This window comes from Nocardia carnea (genome assembly GCF_029868855.1).
Lineage (GTDB): Bacteria > Actinomycetota > Actinomycetes > Mycobacteriales > Mycobacteriaceae > Nocardia > Nocardia carnea_A.
The window spans coordinates 19,477-29,226 of record NZ_JARWOV010000124.1 but is presented as its reverse complement, the minus strand read 5'-3'; the positions used below and the strand labels follow the sequence as shown (position 1 = coordinate 29,226).

Genomic DNA, 9,750 nt, shown 5'->3' with positions numbered 1-9,750 from the left:
GGCTTCGGCGACGGTGTGGTCGCCCATCACACGGTATCGCGCCGTGGGGCCCGCCGAATCGAGTTGTGGATATCCACCGGGATCCACGGCGACCGGCAGACCACGTGGAGGGGGGGCGCGCAGGGCCCGGCAGGCGCCGGGCGGGGCGGGCGCGTCCCGCCCCTGCCACGTGGTCTGCCGGTCGCCGTGGATCGCGGTGGATATGCACAACTCGATTCGGCGGGCCCCACGGCGCGATACCGTGTGATGGGCGACCACACCGTCGCCGAAGCCTGCAGGGGCACAGGCGTCGAAGGAGAACCCCCCATGGATACGCAGCGGCTGCGCGACGAACTCGATATCACCGCGCTGCTCCACCGATACGCCCGGGCCGTCGATGCCAAGGATTGGGTGCTCTACCGCTCGGTGTTCACCGAGGACGCCACCATCGACTACAGCTCCGCCGGCGCGATCGCCGGATCCCGCGACGAGGTCGCGGACTGGCTGGCCGCCGGTTTCACCGCGCTCCCGATGAGCATGCACTACATCACCAATATCGAGATCCTGCGGCTCGAGGGTGACAACGCTCAGGTACGAGCCATGTTCTACAACCCGATGCAGCTACCCGGGATGACCGAACTCAGCTCGTGCGGCGGCTACTACCACCACGACCTGGTCCGCACCGCAGACGGCTGGCGCAGCCACCGGCTGCGCGAGGAGAACGTCTGGTTCGCCAACCGCCCGGCCGCCCGCGAATCGGCGACCGGGCAGCAGTGACAGCACCCGCCACCGGGCGCTGAGGAACCGGCCGTTATGCGTGCTCGGCAGGTTCCCGCTCCGCCGAGCGGGCTCGGCGCGGCAGGCCGACCAGCACGACCACCGCCATCACCAGTAGTACGGCCGCACCGGCCGTGATCGCCACGTGCATACCGCCGACGAACGATTCGCGGGCGGCGTGAACCAGCGCCGGGTCGTCACCCGCGAACTGGATGGTCTCGCCGATGGTCGGGGCGAAATCACCACCGGACCGGAAGATCACCGCCGCCAGCGATCCGAGCAGGGCCAGCCCCAGCGCATTGCCGAGTTCGAAACTCGTTTCCGAGATACCCACCGCGGAACCGGCCCGCTCCGGCGGCACCGAGGAGACGGCCACTTCCGATACCAGGGTGAACACGATGCCGTACCCGACGCCGGCGATCGCCGACCCCGCCACATACCAGCCGACTCCGCCGTCCACGCCGATACCGAGCAGCATCAGGTTGCCGAGCGCGGCCGCCGCGAGCGCCGACGCGAACGCGGCCCGGCCACCCAGCCACTGCGCCACCCGCGACCCCGTCATCGAGAACACGAATACCGTGACCGCCATCGGGATACCGAGCAACGCGGCCGCCAGCGGGTCGCGACCGGTGACCGACTGCAGGTAGACGCTGGACAGGTAGCTCAGCCCCGCCAGCGACATCATCCCGGCCAGGCTGGACCCGATCGCCACCGAGAACTGACCGTGCCCGAACAGCCGCAGATCCAGCAACGGTTCGCTGATCCGCCGTTGCCGGCGCACGAAGAGGGTCAGCAGTGCGCCACCGGCCACAGCCGACACCAGCGCCACCGAGTCGATACCGAATTCGGCGGCGTGCTTGACCGCGTACACCACCGGCAGGATGCCGCCGATCGACAGTGCCACGCTCGGCAGGTCCAGCGGGCCCAGCGCGGACGACCGGTGCTCGGGCAGCAGCAGTCGCCCGAACACCAGCAATACCAGCAGCACCGGAACGTTGATCAAGAACACCGACCCCCACCAGAAGTGGTGCAGCAGCACCCCGCCGATGATCGGGCCCACCGCCGAACCACCCGCGAAGAACGCCGTCCACACACCGATCGCGGTGGCACGCTGCCGGGCATCCGGGAACAGGGTGCTGATCAGCGACAGGCTGGACGGGAGCAGGGTCGCCCCGCCGATACCCATCAGCGCCCGCGCCGCGATGAGCACCTCGGCGCTCGGCGCGAATGCCGCCAGTACCGAGGCGAGACCGAACACCATCGCGCCCGCCAGCAGGATGCGCCGCCGGCCGATCCGGTCGCCCAGGTTGCCCATGGTGATGAGCAGCCCGGCGATGAGGAATCCGTAGATATCGAGAATCCACAGTTGCTCGGCGGCCGAGGGGTCGAGGTCGACGGTGAGTGTCGGCAAGGTCAGGAACAGCACTGACATATCCATCGACACCAGCAGCACCGGTAGCACCAGCACGGCCAAACCGAGCCAGGCGCGCCGCGAGCCGCCCGCCTCCGGCGCGGCGTGCACTGCCTCCACGTTCGTCATCAACGATTCCCTTTCCCTGACGCGTACGGCGTACGCATGGTCCGGGGTACAGTGTACGCATGCCAGACCCGCTGTCGAAGCCAGGTATCCGATGACCGAGCCGAAGCTCACCAGAGCCGCCATCATCGATACCGCCGTCTCCCTCGCCGATACCGACGGACTCGACGCGCTGTCCATGCGGCGGATCGCCGACCGGATGGGAGTGGGGGCGATGTCGCTGTACCGGCATATCGCCAACAAGGACGTCCTGATCGCCGCCATGGCCGACGATGTGGCGGGCCGCTACCCTTACCCGGCGGTCGAGGGCAAGAACTGGACGTGGCGGGACCGGGTCCGGATTGCCGGCGATATCGACTGGGAGCTGTACCAGCGCCATCCGTGGGTGCTCCTGGCCTTCGCGACCCCCCGCTACAGCTTCGGGCCCAGCAGCCTCGAATGCCTGGCCTGGCTCGTCGAAGGTTTCCGCGAACTCGAGGTCTCGACACACGAAGCCACCGAGATGTCGTTCGCGGTGTGGAACTACATCTCCGGCGCCACCCTCCCCCACATCAGTTCGTCACTGGTGAGCCGCAAGGGATTCGACAGCACGGAAGAGAACGGGCTGCGTTCCCTACTGGCCGGCGCGCCGATCCATCCGACCCCACCCGCGCTGGCAGAACTGCACGGCACCGGCGACCAGTTCGCCCAGCTGGACCTGCTACACCTGGGCCTGACCGCCCTGTGCGACGGGTTCGCCCTGCGCGCCGGTCGGCCCACCGGCTGACCGCAGTGCCGCGAAAACCCGACCCCGCGCCGCAATCCACCTACAGCATCGATAGTCGATTAGCATTTCAAATGCTAAATTTGGGCCATGGACGCTGAATTCCCACCCGGCGACGGGCCCAGTAGCGGCATCTCGGTCAGCCTGACGGCCGGAACATTGCAGGCCATCCGGGAGCGGGTGGGCAAACGGGGGGTGTCCGCCTATCTCGAGCAGGCAGCGCAGCGCCAGATCGAGCGCGATAATCTCGACGAATTGATCGGCGCGTTCGACGAGCACAACGGCCCGGCCGACCCAGCCGCTGTCGCCGCCAAACGCGCGGAATTGACCCGCGCCACCGATCCCCAGGCGGGGACAGCCGCGTGAGCGGAGCGCTCATCCTCGATAGCGAAGGCCTCGCCAAAGCCGTGCAGCGCAATCGCGAGCTCCACGAATGGCTCGCCGCCGCGCGGGACACCGATATTCCCGTCATCACGTCGGCCGCCGTACTGGTCGAAGCAATCCACCCCCGGATCAACTACGACGCCTTGAAGTGGACGCTGTCACGCCTACGGGTCGAGCCGGTAACCCAGGCGGTTGCCCAATCCGCCGCCACATTACTGCGCGAGGCAGGCTTCCACGGCCACAAATATGCGATCGATGCCATGCTCTGCGCGACCGCACTGGCCCAGCCCGGCCGCATCACAATCCTGACCTCCGATATCGACGATGTGAACACCCTCACTGCCGCCCATCCCCGGATCGTCGCCGAGAAAGTGTGACCTGACATCAGTATTCAGCGCCGGAGGCGGCACTACGCTGCGGCGCCGCCGTGTTCACCGAGGCGGGGTGGTGGGCGGTAGTCCGGGCTCCAGCCGGACACCCGGATGGGGGAGGAAATGAGGCGGTGCCCGCCCGCCCGGACGACCACCTCGGGGGTCGCGTCGAGGGCTTCCGGGAGGGTGCGGACCGCGGCCGCGGGTACGCCGAGGGGTCGGAGCCGGGATTCCCAGGAGGCGGCGGTATCGGTGGCGAGGGCATCGGTCACCAGGGTCAGGACTTCGTCACGGTGGGCCGCCCGCTCGGCCATGGTTTCGAAACCGGTGAGGGCGGCTTCTTTCGAGAAAGTCTTCCAGAACCCGTCATGGGTGATGAACAGGGCGAGGTAGCCCTCGGCCGTCGGGAACAGCTGGGCCGGAACGTAATACGAATGGGCACCGTAGGGGCGGCGTCGGGGTTCGATGCCGTTGTCGAGGTAAGCGGCGGCGTGGTAGTTCAGCTGGGAGAGCATCACGTCGCGCAGGGAAACGTCGATCTGGCCGCCCCGCCCGGAAACGATCTGGGCCAGCAGGCCGAGGGCGGCGGTGAGGCCGGTGGAGTTGTCGGCCGAGGAATAGCCGGGCAGCGTGGGCGGGCCCGCCGGGTCGCCGGTGAGGGCGGCGACACCGGTCGCCGCCTGGACCACGTAGTCGAAGGCGGGGTCGTCACCGTTGTCCAGGCCGAACCCGGTGAGGGCTACGCAGACGATGCGGTCGTTGTGGTGACGCAGGGCGTCATAGGTGAGGCCGAGCTTGCGGATCGCCGAGGGTTTCAGGTTCACCAGGAGCGCATGGGATTCGGCGGCCAGCTCACCCAGTTGCTGTTGTCCTTCGGGAGAGGTCAGGTCCAGGCAGATACTGCGCTTGCCGCGGTTGAGGCTGGCGAAGTAGGAGTCGCCGACCTTGCGGGAGATATCGCCGCCGGGGGGTTCGAGTTTGGTCACTTCGGCGCCGAGATCGGCCAGCATCATGGTGGCGTAGGGGCCGGCCAGCATGGTGCCCACCTCGAGCACCCGGATACCGGCCAGCGGACCCGCGGTCAACGGAGATCCTTCGCGATCTGCGCGATCATCTCGCGGGTACGCCGTTTGGAGGCGATCAGTTCGTCACGGTTGTCGCCGATGGGCAGCAGCCGCACCGACAGATCGGTGGCGCCGGCCTCCGCGTAACGGCGCAGGCCCGCTGCGATGGCTTCCTCGTCACCGGCGATGCAGATATCGCCGATATCCTTGGCTTCGCCCTTTTCCAGGAGCCGCTGATAGTTCGGGGAAACCTCGGCCTCGCCGAGGATGCGGTTGGCGCGTTCGCGGGCGGTGTCGATCTCACCGGAAGCGCACAGGCAGATGGGCAGGCCGGCGACGATGCGGGGCGCGGGGCGACCGGCATCGGCGGCGGCTTTGGTGATCCGCGGAACGACATGGTCGGCGATGGCGCGTTCGTCGGCCATCCAGAGAATGGTGCCGTCGGTGTGTTCGCCCGCGATCCGCAGCATCACCGGGCCGAGTGCCGCGATCAGCACCGGTAGTGGGGCCACGGGACCGAGATCCAACTGGTTGTTCACGGTGAAGCTGCCGTTCGAAACCGCCACCGTCCCCGGCCCGGTCAACGCGGGGTTCAGCACCTCGAGATAGTCGCGGGAGTACGCGGCCGGTTTCTCGTAGGGAAGTCCGAGCATGTCCTGCACGATCCAGTGGTGCGAGGGCCCCACACCGAGCGCCAGCCGGCCGCCGGCCACGGCATGCGCGGACAGCGCCTGCCGGGCCAGGGCGATGGGATGCTGCGCCTGTAACGGCACCACGGCCGTGCCGAGTTCGATCCGCTCGGTTGCCGCGCCGAGCAACGCGACCGTCACCAGCGCGTCGAAATCCGTGGGGATCTGCGGAATCCACGCGGTGTCCATACCGGCCGATTCGGCCCATTTGACGTCGTCGACCATCCGGGCGGCCTTACGCGCGGTATCGCCGCGCTCGGGTCCGATCATCACACCGATACGCACGCCAATCCTCCACTCTCACAATTGGACTAAGGGGAGCCGCCGCCCACCGTCACGGCGGCGGCTCCGAACCCGGACGCCCGGCGTCCGGGAGATCAGGACGGGGCGGTGGTCCCGGTGAGCGCCCGCATCTCGGTGACCAGGACCTCGAGCGCGGTACCGGTCGGGAAGACAGCGGCGGCGCCCACGGCCCGCAACTTGTCGATATCGCCCTGCGGGATGGTGCCCCCGACCACCACCGCGATATCGCCGGCGTCGGCCGCGCGCAGGGCGTCGACCACCCGTTTCGTCAGGGCCACATGGGCGCCGGACAGGATACTCAGCCCCACCACAGCCACATCTTCCTGTACCGCGATCGAGACGATATCTTCGATCCGCTGCCGGATCCCGGTGTAGACCACCTCGAATCCGGCGTCGCGCAGCGTCCGGGCGACGATCTTGGCGCCGCGATCGTGGCCGTCCAGGCCGGGTTTCGCGACCAGTACCCGCGCGGTCATCAGAACACCACCGGCTGCTGGAATTCGCCCCACACCGATTTGAGCGCGGCGGTCATCTCGCCCACCGTGCAGTAGGCATTGGCACAGTCGATCAGACGATGCATGAGGTTGTCGTCTCCTTCCGCGGCCCGCGACAGCGCGGCCAGGGTGTCGCGTACGGCGGCGGAATCCCGTTCGGCCTTCACCTTGGCCAGCCGTTTCAGCTGGGTTTCCCGGCCTTCGGCGTCCAATTCGTAGGTGGAGATCTCCGGTGCGGGTTCGTCGGAGACGAACTTGTTCACACCCACGATCGGTTTGGCGCCGGATTCGATCTCCTGGTGCAGTTTGTAGGCTTCGTCGGCGATCAGGCCCTGCAGATATCCGTCTTCGATCGCCCGGACCATCCCGCCCCGGTTGTCCAGGTCGGTCATGATCTCCTTGATGGCCTCTTCGGTCTTGTCCGTGAGCGCCTCGACGAAATACGAGCCGCCGAGTGGGTCCGCCACCCGGGTCACTCCGGTTTCGTAGGCCAGGATCTGCTGGGTACGCAAGGCCATGGTCGCGGATTCCTCGCTGGGCAGCGCGAACGGTTCGTCCCAGGCCGCGGTGAACATCGACTGCACCCCACCCAGTACCGCGGCCATCGCCTCGTAGGCGATACGCACGAGATTGTTCTGCGCCTGCGGGGCGTAGAGGGAGGCGCCGCCGGCCACGCAGCCGAAGCGGAACATCGACGCCTTGTCCGATGTAGCGCCGTAGCGTTCGCGGACGATGGTCGCCCAGCGGCGGCGACCGGCGCGATACTTGGCGATCTCTTCGAAGAAATCGCCGTGGGTGTAGAAGAAGAACGAGATCTGCGGGGCGAACTTCTCGATACTCATCCGGCCGCGTTCGACGACGGTATCGCAGTAGGTGACGCCGTCGGCGAGGGTGAAGGCCATCTCCTGGACGGCGGTCGCACCGGCGTCGCGGAAATGCGCGCCCGCCACCGAGATCGCATTGAACCGCGGCACCTCCGCGGCGCAGAACTCGATGGTGTCGGCGATCAATCGCAGCGAGGGTTGCGGCGGCCAGATCCAGGTGCCACGGGAGGCGTATTCCTTGAGGATGTCGTTCTGGATGGTGCCGGTGAGCTTCTCCCGGGGCACGCCCTTCTTCTCCGCCGCCGCCACATAGAAGGCGAGCAGAATCGCGGCCGTGCCGTTGATGGTGAAGCTGGTACTGATCTTGTCCAGCGGGATGCCGTCGAACAGGATCTCGGCATCGGCGAGGGTGTCCACCGCGACACCGACCCGCCCGACCTCCTCCCCCACTTCGGGATCGTCGGAGTCGTACCCGCATTGAGTGGGCAGATCCAGCGCGACCGACAGACCGGTACCGCCCTGGTCGAGTAGATAGCGATAGCGCCGGTTGGACTCTTCGGCGGTGCCGAATCCCGAATACTGCCGGAAGGTCCACAGCCGTCCCCGGTAACCGGTGGCGTAGTTGCCCCGGGTGAACGGAAACGCGCCGGGCGCGGGTGGTTCGGTACGCCGGTCGGCCGGCCCGTAGACCGGTTCGAGCGGGATACCCGAGGAGGTATGGACTGCATCGTTCATCGTTGAATACGATACTTGCAGAAAATGAGAATGCCAATACCGCTTCGCGGGAACGCGTAATCGACCAGGAGTGACATGTCGACCGAGCAGCAGAACCTCACCGATCGGACCCTGGTGGTCTCCGGCGCCAGCCGCGGAATCGGACTGGCCATCGCCCTGTCCGCGGCCCGCCGTGGCGCGAACGTCGTGCTTCTGGCCAAGACCACCCAACCCCATCCGAAGCTGCCGGGCACCGTGCACACCGCGGTCGCGGAAATCGAAGCGGCCGGCGGTAAGGCGGCGGCCGTCGTGGGTGATGTGCGGGAGGAAGCCGATGTGGCGCGGATCGTGGACACCGCACTCGAGCGCTTCGGCGGCATCGACTACTGCGTGAACAACGCCAGCGCCATCGCCACCGACCCCACCGAGAAACTGTCGGCGAAGAAATTCGATCTGATGCAGCAGGTCAACCTGCGTGGCACCTTCCTGCTGACGCGGGCCTGCCTACCGCATCTGCGGCAGGCACCGAATCCACATATCCTCACCATCGCGCCGCCGCTGAACACCAGTCCGCGCTGGCTGGGCGCCCACCCCTCCTACACGCTCTCGAAATACGGGATGACGCTGCTGACGCTCGGCTGGGCTGCGGAATACGCCGACGCCGGAATCGCCGCGAACTGCCTGTGGCCGCAGACCTATATCGCGACCTCCGCGGTCGCGAACCTCCCCGACGGCACGAACCTGCTGGAGTCCTCCCGCAGCCCTCGGATCATGGGCGATGCCGCCGCCGAAATCCTCTCCCGCGAAGCCAAGTACAACACCGGCAACACCTATATCGACGCCACGGCGCTCATCGAATCAGGCCGCGCCGACCTGTCGGAATACGGCGGTGGCGCCAACCCGATCCCGGATATGTTCTTGGATTAGTCCACCGAACGGACCAGCCCGAGACGGTCATCTCTGTTTTCCCGTGACATCGCTACACCTTCCGGGCGACGACGGCGAAATTCAACGGGATCCGCGGCGCCGTGTCCGGAAGTCTCCATCCCTCCGGACAGCCGACGAGATCGGGGAAGGCGCGCCAATCCATGTACGGCAGTTCGTGAACCGCCTCGATCCGCAATCCGGCGGCCAGCAGCGAACCGACGATCTCGCCGAGGTCGTGGCGCCACTCGTACACCGTGGCCGAGGTGATCTGCCCGGCCGAGTTCTCGGTGTAGCTGCCAGAATCGGTGTAGATCCGGGGGCCGGTTCCGCCGAGATAGTCGTCGGTGATCTCCCACGGCTCGAAATCCATCGCGCCGAGAATCGGGTGGTCGTCGCGGATCATGAACACCGCGCCGGGCGCGAGCAGGTCGTGGATAGAGCGAGCCCATTCGGTGAGGCCGGGCAGCCATACGATGGTTCCGGCGCTGGTGACGATGAGGTCGAACTGCCGGTCGATCAGCGTGGACGCGAACCGCGCGTCCCCCTCGACCCAGGTGATGTCGCGGCCGTCCGCCCGGGCGATCCGGTCGGCATGCCGCAGCGAATTCGGCGAGAAGTCGAGACCGTGGACATCGGCCGCGCCGAGGCGGGCCCACGACACCGTGTCCGTGCCGATATGGCATTGCAGGTGCAGCAGGGATTTGCCCTGGACTCCGGTTTCCGGCAGATACGGGCCGAGCACCGAGAGGTCGTTGCGCACTACCGACGAGACCGCTTCCGGGTCGGCCGAGAAGGCGTCGACGTCGTACATGTCGGACCGCCGGTGCACATCGGCCCGTTCGTCCCAGTTCGCCCGGTTGGCGGCGATGGCTTCGGCGTGGTCCATGGTGGGTTCTCCTCGGCGGTCGGATGTGGTGCGCCGAT

The 9,750-nt window shown here is 67.3% G+C and carries 12 protein-coding genes; 5 read left to right on the top strand and 7 right to left on the bottom strand.

Features of this window, described 5'->3' with window-relative positions:
- On the bottom strand, positions 1 to 210 hold a 210-nt coding region (locus QH195_RS12270), incomplete at its 3' end, for a hypothetical protein (protein WP_280435449.1).
- 96 nt (positions 211 to 306) lie between these two features.
- On the opposite strand from QH195_RS12270, the gene QH195_RS12265 reads away from it, so the two are divergent.
- Positions 307 to 756 carry a nuclear transport factor 2 family protein gene (locus QH195_RS12265; RefSeq protein WP_280435448.1) on the top strand — a complete coding sequence of 150 codons (450 nt, stop codon included), beginning with the start codon at positions 307 to 309 and terminating at the stop codon, positions 754 to 756.
- Positions 757 to 790: 34 nt separating this feature from the next.
- Here QH195_RS12265 and QH195_RS12260 read toward each other — a convergent pair whose 3' ends face one another.
- On the bottom strand, positions 791 to 2,296 hold the full coding sequence (locus QH195_RS12260; protein ID WP_280426207.1) for an MFS transporter: 1,506 nt from the start codon (positions 2,294 to 2,296) through the stop codon (positions 791 to 793).
- A gap of 91 nt (positions 2,297 to 2,387) precedes the next feature.
- Here QH195_RS12260 and QH195_RS12255 point away from each other — a divergent pair, with 91 nt between their 5' ends.
- From QH195_RS12255 to QH195_RS12245, 3 genes are all read left to right on the top strand, one after another.
- A complete protein-coding gene (locus QH195_RS12255) occupies positions 2,388 to 3,059 on the top strand; it encodes a TetR/AcrR family transcriptional regulator (RefSeq protein ID WP_280435447.1) in 672 nt (223 codons plus the stop codon).
- Between the two features lie 87 nt (positions 3,060 to 3,146).
- Positions 3,147 to 3,422 carry a hypothetical protein gene (locus QH195_RS12250; RefSeq protein WP_280426205.1) on the top strand — a complete coding sequence of 92 codons (276 nt, stop codon included), beginning with the start codon at positions 3,147 to 3,149 and terminating at the stop codon, positions 3,420 to 3,422.
- On the top strand, positions 3,419 to 3,817 hold the full coding sequence (locus QH195_RS12245) for a PIN domain-containing protein (protein WP_280435446.1): 399 nt from the start codon (positions 3,419 to 3,421) through the stop codon (positions 3,815 to 3,817). The genes QH195_RS12250 and QH195_RS12245 overlap by 4 nt, the downstream gene beginning before the upstream one ends.
- A 32-nt stretch (positions 3,818 to 3,849) precedes the next feature.
- Here the strand turns inward: QH195_RS12245 and QH195_RS12240 are convergent, their stop codons facing one another.
- From QH195_RS12240 to QH195_RS12225, 4 genes are all read right to left on the bottom strand, one after another.
- Positions 3,850 to 4,896: a CaiB/BaiF CoA transferase family protein gene (locus QH195_RS12240; protein ID WP_280435445.1), complete on the bottom strand. Its 1,047-nt coding sequence runs from the start codon at positions 4,894 to 4,896 to the stop codon at positions 3,850 to 3,852.
- Positions 4,893 to 5,849: an LLM class F420-dependent oxidoreductase gene (locus QH195_RS12235; RefSeq protein WP_280426202.1), complete on the bottom strand. Its 957-nt coding sequence runs from the start codon at positions 5,847 to 5,849 to the stop codon at positions 4,893 to 4,895. Before QH195_RS12235 ends, QH195_RS12240 begins: the two co-directional genes overlap by 4 nt.
- 92 nt (positions 5,850 to 5,941) lie before the next feature.
- Positions 5,942 to 6,343 carry a cobalamin B12-binding domain-containing protein gene (locus QH195_RS12230; protein ID WP_280426201.1) on the bottom strand — a complete coding sequence of 134 codons (402 nt, stop codon included), beginning with the start codon at positions 6,341 to 6,343 and terminating at the stop codon, positions 5,942 to 5,944.
- Positions 6,343 to 7,920 carry a methylmalonyl-CoA mutase family protein gene (locus QH195_RS12225; protein WP_280426200.1) on the bottom strand — a complete coding sequence of 526 codons (1,578 nt, stop codon included), beginning with the start codon at positions 7,918 to 7,920 and terminating at the stop codon, positions 6,343 to 6,345. The genes QH195_RS12230 and QH195_RS12225 overlap by 1 nt, the downstream gene beginning before the upstream one ends.
- A gap of 75 nt (positions 7,921 to 7,995) precedes the next feature.
- Here QH195_RS12225 and QH195_RS12220 point away from each other — a divergent pair, with 75 nt between their 5' ends.
- Positions 7,996 to 8,826 carry an SDR family oxidoreductase gene (locus tag QH195_RS12220; protein ID WP_280435444.1) on the top strand — a complete coding sequence of 277 codons (831 nt, stop codon included), beginning with the start codon at positions 7,996 to 7,998 and terminating at the stop codon, positions 8,824 to 8,826.
- Between the two features lie 52 nt (positions 8,827 to 8,878).
- On the opposite strand, the gene QH195_RS12215 is transcribed toward QH195_RS12220, so the two are convergent.
- Complete coding sequence (locus QH195_RS12215) at positions 8,879 to 9,712, bottom strand: class I SAM-dependent methyltransferase (protein ID WP_280435443.1); 834 nt, start codon at positions 9,710 to 9,712, stop codon at positions 8,879 to 8,881.
- Positions 9,713 to 9,750: the final 38 nt, after the last annotated feature.

What these genes read in the sequence shown, in the direction of transcription:
- QH195_RS12265 (WP_280435448.1), top strand. Translation starts at nt 307, where the DNA reads ATGGATACGCAGCGGCTGCGCGACGAACTCGATATCACCGCGCTGCTC.
- QH195_RS12260 (WP_280426207.1), bottom strand. Translation starts at nt 2,296, where the DNA reads ATGACGAACGTGGAGGCAGTGCACGCCGCGCCGGAGGCGGGCGGCTCG.
- QH195_RS12255 (WP_280435447.1), top strand. Translation starts at nt 2,388, where the DNA reads ATGACCGAGCCGAAGCTCACCAGAGCCGCCATCATCGATACCGCCGTC.
- QH195_RS12250 (WP_280426205.1), top strand. Translation starts at nt 3,147, where the DNA reads ATGGACGCTGAATTCCCACCCGGCGACGGGCCCAGTAGCGGCATCTCG.
- QH195_RS12230 (WP_280426201.1), bottom strand. Translation starts at nt 6,343, where the DNA reads ATGACCGCGCGGGTACTGGTCGCGAAACCCGGCCTGGACGGCCACGAT.
- QH195_RS12225 (WP_280426200.1), bottom strand. Translation starts at nt 7,920, where the DNA reads ATGAACGATGCAGTCCATACCTCCTCGGGTATCCCGCTCGAACCGGTC.
- QH195_RS12220 (WP_280435444.1), top strand. Translation starts at nt 7,996, where the DNA reads ATGTCGACCGAGCAGCAGAACCTCACCGATCGGACCCTGGTGGTCTCC.
- QH195_RS12215 (WP_280435443.1), bottom strand. Translation starts at nt 9,712, where the DNA reads ATGGACCACGCCGAAGCCATCGCCGCCAACCGGGCGAACTGGGACGAA.